Below are 14,952 nucleotides of genomic sequence, written 5' to 3' on the forward strand. Positions count from 1 at the left end.
CATGACCCTGACCCCCGACAACCGCACTGCCCTCGAAGGCGTCTCGACAGCGACGCTGACCACCGTTCTTCTTAAGAAAGGTCTTCGAAACGTCTGGATACGCGGCAGCGCGCCCCTGGCCAAAGGCCAGCGCCGCCTTGTGGGCGAAGCCTTCACGTTGCGTTTCGTGCCTGCACGCGAAGATTTGGCAACACCGGCAAGCTGGTCGTCGCCGATCTCGACCCGCGCAGCTATCGAAGCCATGCCGGAGGGCTGCATCGCCGTGGCCGACGCCATGGGCATCACCGATGCGGGTATCTTCGGCGACATCCTTGCGGCGCGCATGGCCCATCGCGGTGTCGCGGGACTTGTTACTGATGGCGTGATGCGCGACCTCGCCGGCGTGTTGACCACCAACCTACCGATCTGGTGCCAGGGCATAGCCGCACCACCCTCGGTCGCAGGTCTGACCTTCGTGAACTGGCAGGAGCCGATTGGTTGTGGCGGCGTGGCCATCTTCCCCGGCGACACCATTGTCGCCGACGACGACGGCGCCGTGGTCATTCCCGTGGCCCTGCTTGCCGATGTTGTTGGTGAAGCTGTCGAACAGGAACGCATGGAAGCCTGGATCATGCTGGAAGTCGGACGCGGTGTGCCGTTGCCCGGCCTCTATCCAATGAATGCCGAAACGCGCGCTCGCTATGATGCTTTCACGGCGAGCGGGAGCTGAAGCCCAGAAACTATCCCAGGTGCCGCCATGCATTTTGATCGCGCCGTCATTGCGCCCAATCTGACCCCGTTCAACGCCGATCTTTCACTGGATGCCGCGCTTTACGTTGTGCACGCCAAGCGTCTGCTGGCGGACGGCTGCACTGCGCTCGCTCCCTTCGGCACCACAGGGGAGGCCGCGTCACTGGGTATGAATGAGCGCATGGCTCTGCTTGAAGCCCTGGTCGCCGCCGGCGTCGCACCCGATAGGCTGATACCCGGCACCGGCCTCACCGCCTTGCCCGACACCGTCAGGCTCTGCCGTCATGCCTTGGAACTTGGCGTATCGGGAGTGATGGTGCTGCCGCCTTTCTACTACAAAGAGGTCAGCGACGATGGATTATACGATTGGTTCGCCCGGCTCATCGAAGGCGTTGGCCAGACGACACTACGGATTTATCTCTACCATATCCCGCCAGTGGCCAAGGTCGGCTTTTCGATCCCGCTGGTCCAGCGTCTGGTCGGGAATTTTCCAGGCATCATCGTAGGCATCAAGGATAGCGGCGGCGACTGGGATAACACGGCAGCGTTTCTTGCCGGAGTTCCGGATTTCACAGTCTTTCCTGGCAACGAATTGCGGCTGGTCAGATCGATCCAGGCCGGCGCCAAAGGCTGCATCACCGCAACGGCAAACGTCAACGCGTCGGCCATCTCGGCGCTTGCTAAGGCTGCCGACGCGCCGGACGCGCTTGAACGCGAGGCTGAGATCGATCGCTATCGCCTTACCGTTCAGCGTCATCGGCCCATTCCGGCCATGAAGGCAATGCTGGCGCGGCGCGACAAGCATCTGAGCTGGGCACGTGTGAGGCCTCCTTTGGAAGGCCTCATGGCTACGGAAGCGATGACGCTGGAATCCGAATTACAAGAGCTTGACCGACTTTCAATCCAACGCGGCACGCACTGACGAGGAGATGACTTGATGACCGCCACCCAAGCGACGCCCCAAATCCGCCAAGTGCCAGTTCCCGGCAAGATGGAAGACAATTACGGCGACAAGGTCCGGGTCGGACTGATCGCTCTGTGCGACGATCTTGCGGTGGATCGCGATTTCGCGCGAATGATACCTGATGACCGCGTGGCCCTCGTCACGTCGCGGATCTTCCTGGAGCAGCCTAACTCGAAGCGCACTTTTCTGGATATGGCCGATCGAATTCCCGATACGGTAAAGCTCCTGTGTCCGCTGCTGAGGTTAGATTCGATCGTCTTCGGGTGTACTTCGGCAACATCGTACATCGGCGAGGCGCGCGTCGCCGACCTCGTGCGCAGCGCCCGGCCGGGGGTAAACGTCACCAACCCTGGCAGCGGCGCCATCGCCGCGCTGAAGACACTGAGAGCCAAGCGCGTTTCGGTCATTACACCATATACAGTTGCAAACACCGCGAACGTCGTGCGCATGCTCACTGACGGGGGCATCGAGCCGGTTCAAGTCTCATGTTTCGGCTTCGATACCGACATGGACATCGGTTCGGTGCCACGCGCAGCCTATCTCGAGCAAGCCCGCAACACAGACCACAGGGACGCGCAAGCGATCTTCATCTCCTGCACGGCGACCAAGGCACTAGACGCCATCGATGAGATCGAAGCCGCAACGGGACTGCCTTGCGTATCGTCCAATCAGGCCGCGTTCTGGCACGCGCTACGACTTGCAGGTTGGAAAGAGCCCATCCCTGGTTTCGGCCAGCTTCTCAGAACTTGGTGGTAATTGATGGCAGCAGTAAAAAAATCCAGTGGAGGAGAACCCGCACACCGCGGAGGACTACCAAGGGTATGAACCAGTATCATGGCCGCCACCGACCTTCGCCAAAACCTGTCGCATCGGCGGCATGGAAGCTGTGGTTTTGAACCATTAGAGCGTGTGGTCGTCGCCTCCCACACTCGAGGCGAACGACATCCAAAACTCAAAAGTCTTTCGGTAGTGCGCCGCCAACTTATGCGGGTCAGACTTTTCCAAGACAGTGATGAAACCCTGCAATTCTGCATCCTGGCCAAGGATGCAGCGGTCCCAATCGAGCTTCATGAGTTTGTAGGCAAATCGGGAATGCCTGTAATAGGCTTTGTCCCAGATACTGCGAAACTCGCGGTTGTGGATCAGCCCACCAACACCCTCCTGTATCGCCACGCCGATGGTTGCATAGGCGTGGAAATCCTGTCGCTTAAGAAGCTGCAGATTCGTTTCCTTCAACGCCAAGAACTGCCGGCGAACCGCGTCTGCGCCGGACATGTCGAGCATGTTCGGCAGGATTTCGGTCAGTGACAACCTCAGATGCCCGAGCTCGGCGTTCTCCTGCTCGGAGAGATCCGTGACGACGGTGCCGACGCCGTTTTTCGGTGCGACAAGGCCCATGAAGCCAAGCTGATGCAGCACTTCGCGAAGCGGTGTGCGGCTGATGCCGAACTCGTCCGCGAGCGATGTCTCACTCAATATGGTTCCCGGCGGATATTCGAGATCGCAAATCCTTAGCAACAGCATGCGGTAGGCGAGCCCCTTCCGCTCCTCGCGCAGATCGCCACCGCGCATTAATCCCAACGACATCAAGCTCCGACCTTACTCATCCGAAATCCTTCCCCTCGGTCGCCATCGAAGGCCAGCCGCATCCCGATATGACCCGTCGATGTGGCCTCCTCTACCATAATCCGGGCAGCGATCCGATAGCGCCAGCAATAGGACCGGTGGCAGAGATATGAGCCGCCTTTGAGGAGGGCGCGGTTGCCTCCGGCAGGACCATTTCCGCCCCCCGAATTGTCCGCTGTCCACTCCCAGACATTGCCGCACATGTTGTGCAGGCCGATCGAATTGGGTGCAAAAGCGTCAACGGGGGCCGTTGCGCTAAATCCGTCCCCTGCGGTGTTTCGGGTGGGAAAGGTGCCTTGCCATATGTTCAGCGGAAAAAAGCTTTCGTCGTCGGGCTCGCGATCGCCCCAGGGATAGCGTGCGCAACGCATCGTGCCTTGCGCCGCGGCCTCCCATTCGGCTTCAGCTGGGAGCCGCCCGCCCGCCCAGTCCGCGAAAGCCTGTGCATCCCTGCGCGAGACATGCACGACAGGATGATGTGACAGGCCATCCAGGGTTGACCGCGGGCCGAAGGGTGTCCGCCATGTCGCGCCTTCCACCCTTACCCACCATTCGCTGCCGTCAACGGTCTCAGACCTTGGCGATCGCGCAGCAAATTGATGGAAGACGAACGACCAGCCGAACCTCTCGGCATCGGTGCGGTAAGCGGTCTGCGCGACGAAGCGTGCGAACCATTCGTTGGTGACGGCATAGGGATCGATCTCGAACGCCTTGACGCGCAGGCGGCGTACGGGTCCCTCACCGTCATGCGGTAGAATGGGCGTGTCGGTGCCCACCAGAACCTGCCGCCGCGATATCCGTACGAGCCGATCTGGCCGTGCTTGCGGCAAAAACTCTCGCTCGAGACGTAAAACCTCTTCCGATTTTCGTCCCGACCGCAGGCAACATGATGCGGGCGCATCATCGAGGCGAGCAGGCTTGTGCATATTGTTACCCGATGAGGCGTCGATGCGCCTCACGCACATCCAGAGTGCCGCGTTCCCTGATGTATGTGGTGCTGGCATCCACGAAAGGCTGGAAATCCCACGGGTGCGGCTTGCCGGTTATGAGCGCACGGTCGATCAGCCGCCGGCGCCGTTGGCTGTCGATGACGTCGTCACGCAGCTCCGATTCCTTCCAGCGCTCGTCCGCTTCGGCCTGGAAAGCCCGCAGGACAGGACTGTCTGGATTTTCGCCTGCAAGATTGCGCGTTTCCAGCGGATCGTTGGAGAGATCGAAAAGCTGCTCGGGATCGCCATGGCAGCGGACATATTTGTAGTCGCCGCGACGGATCATCAGCAATGGCCAATGTGTACCTTCGCCAAGATACTCGCCAACGGCTTCGTCATGACCTGATCCACCATTCAGTTGTGAAACGAGGCTGTGGCCGTCAATATCGCCGACACCCTGTTCCATCGGCACGCCAGTCGCGAGCTCCACGAAGGTCGGCAGGAAGTCGAGCGTCGAAACCGCGCTCTTCACGCGTCCCGGGCTGAACTGCTTGGGTGCATGGAAAAACAGCGGCACACGCGCAGCATTCTCGTAAAACGTCGATTTGTCCCAAAGCCCGCGCTCGCCCAGCATGTCACCGTGATCGGCGGTGAAGACGATGACCGTATTGTCGTCGAAGCCGCAATCCTTCAGCGTCTTCAAGATATGTCCTACCTGGTCGTCGACGAATTCGATGGCGCCGTAATAAGCCCGTCTCGCACGCCGGACGATATCGTCGGTGACAACATGCTCCGGGCGGACACCTATGTTGAGCGTGCGCAGCCGGTGCCAATGTGGATCGTCCGCCAGCGGGTTGTTCGGACATTTCGGCAGGTCGATCTCGTCGAGCTCATGCATGCTCCAATAGTCCTCGCCGATGAAATACGGATCATGCGGATGCGAGAGTGACAAGGTGAGCGCAAAGGGCTGACCATCCTTTGAACGTGCGCGGTCATACAGCCAGCGGCGGGCGGCAAAGACAGCCTCCTCATCGTAGTCGATCTGGTTGGAGCGGATGCATGGCCCGGCTTCCATGAATGCCGGCAGCGCGTAGGACCAGTCTGCCGTCGCGTCGGCATCCGCCCAGTTGGGCGTCCAGGCGAAATCCGCCGGATAAATGTCGGTCGTAAGCCGTTCCTCGAAGCCATGAAGCTGGTCGGGACCGACGAAGTGCATCTTGCCGGACAATGCCGTTTTGTAACCGGCATTTCTGAGATGATGGGCGAATGTCGGCAGGTCGGAGCCGAAATGCGCTGCATTGTCATAGGCGCTGATTCGCGATGGCAGACGGCTGGTCATCGTCGCGAAGCGCGACGGCGCACAGAGCGGACTCGGGCAATAAGCGGCATCGAAAATCACTGCGTTCGCCGCGAGGTCCGAGAGATTGCGGGCATGCACCACCGGGTTGCCATAGAAGGGCAGTGCACTGGCCGAGAGTTGGTCGGCCATGATGAGAAGAATATTCGGCTTCATCGCTCGTCCATTGGATAGCGCCGGGCGGCGCGTTGTCGCCGATCGTTAAAAAAGCGATCGCCCTGTATACAGCTACGCGCAAAAAACTGCGCAAGTCAATAGCTGTATACAGCATCCCAAGGCGTCATATTGCCGGTCAAAGGGCTGGCGGTGGAGGAAACCTATCGGCCTTTCCACGCCGGCGGCCGCTTTTCGACGAAAGCCTTTGGGCCTTCCAGAAAATCTTCCGATTGAGCCATGCGTTCATACATCGCAAGCCCGCTCTTGCCCGGCTTTGTGAGTGTCAGGGCGTCGGCGGTGGGCATGGTCTCGATATGCGCCATGACTTCTTTCATCGCTTGCAGCGCAAGGGGTGCGCCCTTCGCAATGGTAGCCGCAAGATCGAGCGCGGCGCGCCTCAAATCCGCGCTTTTATGCACAGACGCGACGAGGCCCCAGCTCAACGCCTCTCTGGCCGTCATCCGCCGGCCGGTCAGCAGCAAGTCCTTCGCAACATTATAAGGCACTCGCTTCGGGAGGCGCTGGACACCACCGGAATCCGCCAAAAAGCCCCTCTGCATTTCTGGAAGCTCGAAATAGGCATGATCGGCCGCGACGATGATGTCGCAAGCGAGCGCGATTTCAAAGCCGCCTCCGACGGCAACGCCGTTGACGGCGGCAATCACGGGCTTCAGCAAACCATGATACTCGACGATGCCCGCAAAGCCGCCGGGCCCATGGCCGGTTTCGTTGTCCGCATCCGCAGCCGGGTCGAAACCTGGCATGGCGGCGTCCTTGAGATCCCAGCCTGCCGAGAAAATGCGGTCGCCGGCGCCAATGATGACGCCGACGCGAATCTCCGGGTCGTCCTGCAAGGTCTTGAGTGCGGAATGGATCGTCCTGCTCATCTCACGGTTGATGGCATTGACCGGCGGACGGTTGAGCATGATCTCAAGCACGTTGCCGATCCTTTGGGTGAGAACGATAGGGTCAGGCATGAGCCAGCCTCCGGTCTAGGGGCAGCTGCGGGGTGGCGTCATCCGGTGGGCTTCCCCAGGAGATGAAATAGCCGTTCATGGCTGCCGTGAAATTGGTGACTTTGCGGCTTGCCGGATCGAAGCAGAGATTGAGCGTTTCCACCGTGCAGGCGACGACGCCTKCGCTTTCTATGCGGTGCAGAAGCTGGAACCGTTTCGTGTCAAAGGCGATCAGCCCCGTGCGGATTTCGACCAGTGCGCCGAGCCGCAGTTCGCGGAGATAGCGGACATGCGTCTCGGTCATGACAAATTCGAGATGGGACGCAGATGCATCACCCTCTCGCGCACACCGCCAGATTTCCATGCTGGCGAGATCGGCGATGCGCTGGTAGGTCAGAAAATTGACGTGGTCGAGTTCGTCGAGCCAGTCCTTTTCGACAACCGCCTCCAGGGTGGTGACCCAGGTCATGTCGCGCCGCCGTCAAGCGTTGCCTTGACGCGCTGCAAAGCGCTTCGAATGCCGGCTACGCCGGAATCGCGCAAGGCGATCAGCCCCGCCTGTCCGCCCGCTCCCAAACCTCGCACAACCTGATCGGCGTAGTCGCGCATCAGCTTCCTGTCCGGTTGGAACTCTGGCGGGGCAAGATAACCGCTCGCCATTTCGTGGGCGAGAAGGTCGACGAACTCTCCATAGAGGGATGGGTCGCGCGCGCCCAGGAAGAACACCGACGACGGTCCCATGACCGCCCAGCGGATGGCCGGACCGGTAGCGATCGCCCTGTCGATCGCCGCAAGGTCGGCGACGCCTTGCGACATCAGATAGAGAATTTCCCTTAAAACGGCCATCTGGACGCGATTGCCGATATAGCCGTCGATCTCGCGGTCCAGTTGGACAACCTCGCAACCTGTCGAGCGATAGAACGCGCTGGCTTCGGCCGCAGCTCGCCTGGCCGCTTCGCTGGCGGCGACTTCAACCAGCGGCACAAGGAAAGGCGGGTTGAAGGGGTGGCCGATAAGGATGCGTTCGGGGCGTTGCGCCTTGCTGGCCAGATGTCCGGTAAGAAAGCCGGACGAACTCGACGCGATAACGACGTCGGGGGCAGTGAGTGCGTCGATTTGCGCGATAAGCGCGATCTTGGCGTCGACATCTTCGGTGGCGCTTTCCTGGACGAATCCGGTGTCGTCGAGTGCTTCCACGAGATCGGTTGTGAAGGAGACCCGCTCGGGCGTGGCGCCCGGCGCCAACCCAAGCTCGGTGAGAACCGGCATGGCCTTGGCAAGGGTTTGGCGAAGAAACGCTTCTCGTTCGGGAGACTGGTCATGAACCACGACGTCCAGGCCGGCACGCATGAAATGCGCGGCCCACCCGGCGCCGATCAGACCGCTTCCGACGCAGGTTACCTTGGTGATCTTGCGCGCAGCGGAGCTATCAGGATGCGACATTCAGCAACTCCATCGTTGAGTGTTCGCCCTTCGGCGAGACAAGGGCATCGACCGCGACCACGCCTTGCGCAGTGGCGATGACCGGATTGATGTCGACGGCGGCGATGGCATGCGGAAAGTCGCTGATCAATCGCGACAGCGCGACAATGGCGCCCGCGACGGCTTCACGATCGATGCCAGGCTTGCCACGGTAGGGATCAAGGGTAGGACTGACTGTCAGCGCGCGCACCATATCACGGGCTTCGTCCTGGCTGACAGGCGCCAGCGCGAACTGCCGGTCAGCCAAAAGCTCCGCCATCACGCCGCCGGCGGCGACCATGACCATAGGGCCGGCGAGCGGATCGACCACGGCGCCCAGCGCCAGTTCCACGCCGCCCTTGATCATCGACGCGACCAGCACACGCGGACCAAGCCGGGAAGTGAGGTCCAGGAAAGCTTCTTCGAGCGCTTTTGGATCGGCGATGTCGAGCCAGACGCCGCGTTGCTCAGTCTTATGCGCGACCGGTTCCGCCGTCTTGACGACCACCGGATATCCGATGGCCTCAGCCGCTTCGAGAGCATGGTCTAGAGCCATGGATAAACTGCGCCTTACTGTCGGAATGCCGGCGGCGGCCATCAGGTCAAGGGCAGCATTCTCGTCGTTCGGAGTAAGCCGCTCCAATGCTTCGCCGACGTGGCGTCTCTGTATTTCCGAAAAGCCGGCTACAGAAAGGTAGCGCTTGCGCGTTTGATAGTGACGGAGCTGCGCCAACGCCGCAAATGACGTTTCCAGTCCGTCGAGCACTGGCAGCCCGCCCTGTTCCATGTGGAGAATGCGCTCGGCATTGAAATGTCGCGTCGAAAAACCAATGGCGATAACGGGTTTTTCGCCGCCTGCAAGGCGCAGAGCGCCTTCGGCCATATGCGTCGCGAACGTATCGACTTCCGAGGCACCGAACTCCGTGAGGACGACGCCGACGGAAGCACCGGCATCGGCCAACGCAGTCGACAGGCAAGTGGCGACATGCAGGGCGACGTCTTTTTCGCCGGACCAAATATCCACGGGATTGGCCGTCGTCAGTTCCGGCGCAAGGGTACCGCGAAGGGCGTCCTCGGTCGCCTTGGAGAACCGGGTCAGCGGCAGTCCTGCGCGGCTTGCCGCGTCGATTGCCATGGCACGCTGCGCCCCGGAATCGGTGACGATCACGGCGCCGCCCCGGTCGAAAATGATCCCTTTGGAAAACAGGTGCAGCGTGCACCAGAACTGGTCGAGCGAAACGCAGGCAACCACATTGTGCCGCCGGAACAGCGCTTCCAGCGAAGCCTTTCCGCCAGCCATTCGACCGGCATGGGTGGCAATCGCTTCGGCGGCTTCCGGCGTTTGACCGGGCGCCAGTACGATGACCGGCACGCCCCGAAGGGCAGCCCGTTCCAGTGCCCCAACGAACGCGGTGCCGTTACCGACCGTTTCGAGATAGATGCCGATCACCTTCGTCTCATCCATCGACAACGCATGGTCGATGACGTCGACCAGTGTGACGTCAGCTTCCCGTCCCAGATGGAAGGTAGCGCAGAATTTAAGCCGTGGATCGATAGCGTTTGCGTAGGAAAACAGCGCGCCGGATTGCATGATGAGCGCGATGTTGCCGGGACTTCTATGCCGTTCTGGCGGCATCACCCAGGTCGACGCGGTCCGGCCGACATAGTCGATGAAGCCAATGGAATTGGGACCAAGCAGCGGCGAACCGGCATCCTTGGCAAGGGCTGCCAGGTGCCTGCAGGCGTTGGCATCGAGGTCGCCCATGACATGCAATGCACGCGCGCCGAGCGACAGGGCAATAACAGCATCGTCGAGAATCCGCGTCGGGCCGCTGGCGATGACGCCCAGATCAATCCTTTCCGGGATCGCCTGCGGATCGGCAAAGCAGACAATCCCTTCGATATCCGCGTAGCTCGGCGTGATTGGGTAGATTCGCCGCGGTCCGCCGTAGGATTTGAGCGCCTTTACGATCTCATAGCCAGGTCGGCCTTCGCGCCCGCTGGCGCCGAACACGGCAACCGAAGATGGTGCAAAGAGCGGTATCAAATTCCGGCTCATGCCTCATCCCCCTGCAAGGCGCACTCCAGGCGACGGATATGCCAATTGCTGTCGCCGTAATCGAGATCGATGGCCGTCAGCCGCTGCAGGTAGCTGCCGAGCGGATATTCCTTCGTCATCCCTATCGCCCCGTGCATCTGCAGCGCTTCCTGCGCCACGCGCCGACCCGTCCGTCCGACATAGGCCTTCGCCTTGGAGACAGTGGCATGCCGGATCGAGACCGGTGTCTTCATGGACAAGCAGCATGCTGCGTCGTGGGCGAGCGACCATGCGCATTCGACATGCGCGTACATGTCGACCATCCGGTGCTGCAGCGCCTGCATTTTTGACAGGGGATTGCCGAACTGTTCCCGCGTCTTTAGGTAGTCGACAGTCAACTCCAGCGATCGGTTCATCAGGCCCACCGCCTCGCAAAGCGAAAGTGCGGAACCCGCATCCACACCGTAGTCGATTGCGGCTTCGGCATTGCCGTCGTCGATGCGGCACTCTGGTGCGAGCACGACACCGTCGAGTTCGATATCGACCAACCCGCGACCATCGGCGGCATGGTAGGATGTCACCCCGACGCCCTTGGTATTGACTGGTAGCCAGAAAAGCGCGGGTGCGCCGTTCACGTTGGCCGTCAGCAGAAAGGCGCTGGCAAGATCACCACAACGAACAAGCGTCTTGTGGCCGCTCAACACCCAATTTGCACCGCTCCTGACAGCACTGGTCAAACGAGGCGTCCGGTTCCAGCCCTGCCCTTTCTCCATCCAGGCCATGACTGCACCTGCCTTCCCGCTCGCCGCCATTTCCAGCGACGCTTGTAGGCGCGCGAATGCGGGATAGAACTCGGCAATCGCCGCCGGCACGCAAACACTTTCGAGATAGGACGTTACAAGCGCCTGCTGGCCCAGCGGTTCGAGAACGAGCGCGGCGTTGCCAAGCCCCTCGCCCATGCCGCCCAAAACCTCGGGTAAGGGCACTGCAAGAACCCCCAATTCGGCAAGTGCCTGGAAAGCTGCGCCCGAGAGATTGCCGCTCCCCTCGATCCCATTCAGCAGGGAGGCAAGCCGGCCCGCGACCATGTCGCGGACCTGCGCCTCCGTTTCGTTCAGCCCCAGGGAGCGGATCATAGGCCGAGCACTCCCCGCGCCAAAATGTTGCGCTGGATTTCGCTCGAGCCGCCATAGATCATCGTCTTGCGATAATTCATATGCGCCTTCAGCGCGTAGCTGGCACTGATATGGTCTTGGGGCATATCGGACGACGCTGCCTCATCAATATCAATGCAGGCGCTCGGCCCGTACATGTCGGCAGCGGCGGCGAGAATGTCGTTCTGCACCTCGGTGCCACGCAATTTCAGCAAGGCTGCCTCGGCACCCAATTCCTCGCCAGCCCGGAAAAGAAACCGCAGTTCGGTCCGTTCGACCGCGCTCAGGGCTATGTCGAGCTCGACCAATTGCCGCGACACGCTCGGCTCATCGATCAGCCGCCGACCATCGATCCACTGGTTGCGGCAGTATGATTTGAGGCGTTCGAGCGACGCGATAGAGCGCGAAATCTCTGCGTTGCCAAAACGCTCTGATGTCAGAACGCTCTTGGCGATCTCCCATCCAGCGCCTTCCTCGCCAATGCGCTGGTCCACCGGCACGCGGACATTGTCGAAGAAGACCTGGTTGATTTCGATGCCTGTGCCATCGAAGGTCCATATCGGATGTACCGTGATGCCTGGGCTCTTGAGGTCCAGAAGCAGAAACGTGATGCCCTGCTGCTTGCGGCCTAAGGAGTCGCTGCGGAAAATACCGAACATCCAGTCGGCTATATGTCCTTCGCTGGTCCACATCTTGTGACCGTTGATGACATATTCATCGCCGTCCCGCCGCGCGCTGCACTTCAGGCTGGCAAGGTCCGATCCGGCGTTGGTCTCGGAAAACCCCTGGCACCAGAAGGTGTCGCCTTCGAGGATTCCCGGCAGGAAACGTTGCTTCTGCTCAGGCGTGCCATGAGCAATCAGCGCTGGCCCAAGCATGGATGCACCATAGATCATCGGCCTTGGCGCGCCGGCCAACGCAAACTCGCGCTCCAGGATGTAAAGTTCGCTATCGGAAAGTCCCGCGCCGCCGTGATCCTTGGGCCATGCCGGGCAGGCGAACCCATGGGCACGAATGATCCTGTGCCAAATGCGCTGATCTTCCTTGAACAGGTCCATGCGTTCGAAATTGACCTGATCGCGAATATGAGCCGGCAGATTTTCGGAAAGAAATGTCCTGATCTTGCGGCGGAATTCAATCGCCTGGGGATCAGTCAAATCTCGGCTGAGCGCGTCCATTGCAAAAACCTCCACTATGAGATTGATAGCAGTCCCGATGGCCACAGATTGTTTCGTATTGTCTGGCGAAATGTGAATATGATAGACCTATCGGCATGAAGCTCCCGCCCTTGCAGGCACTCCGTTCGTTCGAGGCTGTCGCAAGGATGCGCAGTGTCACTCGGGCCGCTGAAGAGCTCTGCGTGTCGCATTCCGCCGTTAGTCACCAGATCCGAAAACTCGAAGAATGGATGGGGATGGCACTTGTCGAGCGAAGCGGCCGCGGCATTCGTCTGACCGAGGCCGGTGAGCGTTACAAGGTGAAGGTCTGCGAAGCCTTCAATATGATCCATGGAGAGACCGAGCTGCTGCGCCAGCGCGAGGCATCGCCATTGATACGCGTGTCATGCCTGCCGATGTTCGCGGTCTGCTGGCTCATGCCGCAGATGCATGACTTTTGGGGCAAGCATCCAGACATTCAGGTCGCGGTTCAATATTCCAGGGCTGAGAATACCATCGATCCGGCCAAGGTGGACGTTGCGGTCCAGCATGGGAACTCGAGCGATTTTCCCGATTTCGTCGCAATGCCGCTGCTGGAAGGACTGACCATCCCCGTCGCGTCGCCTGACTACCTTGCCCAAGTCGGTTACACGGATTTGAATGATATCGCCCGGCTCACGCTGCTGCATGATGCCGACCGCAGCTTCTGGCGCATGTGGCTGAAGAAAACCGCTCTTGACTACGATTTTGACGTCGATCTGGCGGAAACGGGACCGGTCTATCTGGATGGCAATCTAACCTTGGCCGGCTGTCTGGCAGGAGATGGCGTTGCGCTCTTGCCGCGGGACGTGGTGCGTTCCCAACTGCGAGCTAAAACGCTGATATCGCTCTCGAATATCGCCGTTCAGGAAGACAAGTCCTATCTGGTTCTCACACCGATATCTCGGCCCGTGCCGCGCAGCGCGCTTGTCTTTGCGCAGTGGATGCAATCCCTGCCGGGCACGATCAAGCTCGGTGTTACCAGAGACTAGGAAAGCTCGAATATCCGGCCTCGATTGAGGATGTTCCCTGGATCGGCCATCCGCTTGATCGCCTTCATAAAGGCGACTTCGGCTGCCGACCGCGTCTGGCGCAGGTATTTGCGCTTTTGCATGCCGATCCCGTGCTCGGCCGATATGCTGCCGGAAAGCCTGCCCACCAGATTGTAGACCGACACACTGAACGGGCCCATGTCGGCGGCCGCATCGCCAGGGTAGGCGGCGACATGGAGGTTGCCGTCCCCAAGATGGCCGTAGATGAGCGCGAGTCCGCCCGGCATGTCCCTGGCAGCGCTGCGATGGATTTCCTCGACCGCCTCGGCGATGCCGCTGAGCGGCAGGCTGACATCGAAATGAACCTCGCCCGGTGCGTAGCGGTAAAATTCGTAGTTCGCTTCCCGGTAAGCCCAGAAGCGTTGCCGGTCGGCGTCCGAACGCGCGATCAGCGCATCTTGCAACAGGCCCCCTTCCATCAGGTCGAACAGCCCTTTTTCGAACAAGACCTGGCCTTGACCATCGTGGCCCAGCGCCGCTTCGACGAGCAGGGTGATTTCGCATGGGCTTTCGAAGGGCTGTACGACCAAGCCCCATTTTTCGCCGGCTTGCATATAGTCGCGCCACATCCCTTCGAAGGTGACGAGCTTGCCGTCGAAACGCTCCTCCAGCCGGCTTCGGATCACAAGCGCGGATGCGACACTATCCACGGCGCAAAGAGCGGTCTGTAAGGGCTTGGGTAACGGCATCAGCCGCAGACAGACACGCGTGATGATCGCAAGCGTGCCTTCGCTGCCCGTCATCAGCTGCGGCCAGTCATAACCGGTGTTGTTCTTCACCGATTTGTTGAGCGATGACAGCACCGTGCCATCGGCGAAGACCGCTTCGACGCCGGCGATCTGCTGCCGTGTCATGCCGTAGCGCAGCACCTGTACGCCCCCGGCATTGGTGGCGACGTTGCCGCCGATCGTGCAGGAACCGCGCGCGCCGAGATCGACGCCGTAGAAAAAGCCGGCTTTCCGCGCCGCCTCCTGCACGGCAGCCAGCGTGACCCCGGCCTGTACCGTCATCGTCCTGTTGACGGGGTCGATTTCCTCGATCCGGCACATCCTGTCCGTTGTAACGGCGATTTCACCCGCTAGAGGGTGTGCGCCACCGACGACGCCGGTCAGCCCGCCCTGGATGACCACGGGCTGGGACGCGGCGCTGCACAACTTAAGAATGGTAGCAACATCCTGCGTGGTGGATGGCCGCGCCACGGCGAGCGGACCTTTCGGTTCAAGTCCTGCCGCGTCCGTCCAGTATCGGGCAGCGACCTGGTCGCCGACCAGCACGTTGTCCGCGCCGATGCCTGCCTTCAGGGTCTCGATCAGATCCATCGCATCTCCTTCGTG

15 protein-coding genes are annotated in these 14,952 nt (G+C 60.7%); 4 read left to right on the forward strand and 11 right to left on the reverse strand.

Annotation, left to right across the window (positions count from 1 at the left end):
- The first annotated feature begins 1 nt into the window (after position 1).
- Together AC1DXU_RS03275 and AC1DXU_RS03280 are read left to right on the forward strand one after the other, a co-directional pair.
- Positions 2-709, forward strand: coding sequence for a ribonuclease activity regulator RraA (locus AC1DXU_RS03275; protein ID WP_477364295.1), 708 nt, complete (start codon positions 2-4; stop codon positions 707-709).
- A gap of 27 nt (positions 710-736) precedes the next feature.
- On the forward strand, positions 737-1,651 hold the full coding sequence (locus AC1DXU_RS03280) for a dihydrodipicolinate synthase family protein (RefSeq protein WP_477364298.1): 915 nt from the start codon (positions 737-739) through the stop codon (positions 1,649-1,651).
- On the opposite strand, the gene AC1DXU_RS03285 is transcribed toward AC1DXU_RS03280, so the two are convergent.
- Positions 1,628-1,906 (reverse strand): hypothetical protein, encoded by a 279-nt coding sequence (locus AC1DXU_RS03285; RefSeq protein ID WP_477365970.1) that lies wholly within the window; start codon positions 1,904-1,906, stop codon positions 1,628-1,630. The genes AC1DXU_RS03280 and AC1DXU_RS03285 overlap by 24 nt on opposite strands.
- Here AC1DXU_RS03285 and AC1DXU_RS03290 point away from each other — a divergent pair.
- Positions 1,886-2,449 carry a maleate cis-trans isomerase family protein gene (locus AC1DXU_RS03290; protein WP_477365973.1) on the forward strand — a complete coding sequence of 188 codons (564 nt, stop codon included), beginning with the start codon at positions 1,886-1,888 and terminating at the stop codon, positions 2,447-2,449. The genes AC1DXU_RS03285 and AC1DXU_RS03290 overlap by 21 nt on opposite strands.
- A 144-nt stretch (positions 2,450-2,593) precedes the next feature.
- Here AC1DXU_RS03290 and AC1DXU_RS03295 read toward each other — a convergent pair whose 3' ends face one another.
- From AC1DXU_RS03295 to AC1DXU_RS03335, 9 genes are all read right to left on the reverse strand, one after another.
- Positions 2,594-3,280 (reverse strand): GntR family transcriptional regulator, encoded by a 687-nt coding sequence (locus AC1DXU_RS03295; RefSeq protein WP_477364301.1) that lies wholly within the window; start codon positions 3,278-3,280, stop codon positions 2,594-2,596.
- Positions 3,280-4,245 carry an SUMF1/EgtB/PvdO family nonheme iron enzyme gene (locus AC1DXU_RS03300; protein ID WP_477364304.1) on the reverse strand — a complete coding sequence of 322 codons (966 nt, stop codon included), beginning with the start codon at positions 4,243-4,245 and terminating at the stop codon, positions 3,280-3,282. Before AC1DXU_RS03300 ends, AC1DXU_RS03295 begins: the two co-directional genes overlap by 1 nt.
- 4 nt (positions 4,246-4,249) lie before the next feature.
- Complete coding sequence (gene betC, locus AC1DXU_RS03305) at positions 4,250-5,761, reverse strand: choline-sulfatase (RefSeq protein ID WP_477364307.1); 1,512 nt, start codon at positions 5,759-5,761, stop codon at positions 4,250-4,252.
- Positions 5,762-5,922: 161 nt separating this feature from the next.
- The gene (locus AC1DXU_RS03310) at positions 5,923-6,699 is read right to left on the reverse strand and encodes an enoyl-CoA hydratase-related protein (protein WP_477364310.1); all 777 of its coding nucleotides are present in this window, start codon (positions 6,697-6,699) and stop codon (positions 5,923-5,925) included.
- 31 nt (positions 6,700-6,730) lie between these two features.
- A complete protein-coding gene (locus AC1DXU_RS03315; protein ID WP_477364313.1) occupies positions 6,731-7,186 on the reverse strand; it encodes an acyl-CoA thioesterase in 456 nt (151 codons plus the stop codon).
- Positions 7,183-8,160, reverse strand: a complete 978-nt coding sequence (locus tag AC1DXU_RS03320; RefSeq protein WP_477364315.1) for a 3-hydroxyacyl-CoA dehydrogenase NAD-binding domain-containing protein — start codon at positions 8,158-8,160, stop codon at positions 7,183-7,185. The genes AC1DXU_RS03315 and AC1DXU_RS03320 overlap by 4 nt, the downstream gene beginning before the upstream one ends.
- Positions 8,147-10,237: an acetate--CoA ligase family protein gene (locus AC1DXU_RS03325; protein ID WP_477364318.1), complete on the reverse strand. Its 2,091-nt coding sequence runs from the start codon at positions 10,235-10,237 to the stop codon at positions 8,147-8,149. The genes AC1DXU_RS03320 and AC1DXU_RS03325 overlap by 14 nt, the downstream gene beginning before the upstream one ends.
- Positions 10,234-11,352 carry an acyl-CoA dehydrogenase family protein gene (locus AC1DXU_RS03330; protein WP_477364321.1) on the reverse strand — a complete coding sequence of 373 codons (1,119 nt, stop codon included), beginning with the start codon at positions 11,350-11,352 and terminating at the stop codon, positions 10,234-10,236. The genes AC1DXU_RS03325 and AC1DXU_RS03330 overlap by 4 nt, the downstream gene beginning before the upstream one ends.
- The gene (locus AC1DXU_RS03335) at positions 11,349-12,548 is read right to left on the reverse strand and encodes an acyl-CoA dehydrogenase family protein (RefSeq protein WP_477364324.1); all 1,200 of its coding nucleotides are present in this window, start codon (positions 12,546-12,548) and stop codon (positions 11,349-11,351) included. The genes AC1DXU_RS03330 and AC1DXU_RS03335 overlap by 4 nt, the downstream gene beginning before the upstream one ends.
- Before the next feature lie 95 nt (positions 12,549-12,643).
- On the opposite strand from AC1DXU_RS03335, the gene AC1DXU_RS03340 reads away from it, so the two are divergent.
- Positions 12,644-13,558, forward strand: a complete 915-nt coding sequence (locus AC1DXU_RS03340; RefSeq protein WP_477364326.1) for a LysR family transcriptional regulator — start codon at positions 12,644-12,646, stop codon at positions 13,556-13,558.
- Here the strand turns inward: AC1DXU_RS03340 and AC1DXU_RS03345 are convergent.
- Positions 13,555-14,937 carry an FAD-binding oxidoreductase gene (locus tag AC1DXU_RS03345; protein ID WP_477364329.1) on the reverse strand — a complete coding sequence of 461 codons (1,383 nt, stop codon included), beginning with the start codon at positions 14,935-14,937 and terminating at the stop codon, positions 13,555-13,557. The genes AC1DXU_RS03340 and AC1DXU_RS03345 overlap by 4 nt on opposite strands.
- Between the last annotated feature and the right edge of the window lie 15 nt (positions 14,938-14,952).

This window comes from Mesorhizobium sp. P3_A10 (assembly GCF_056403175.1).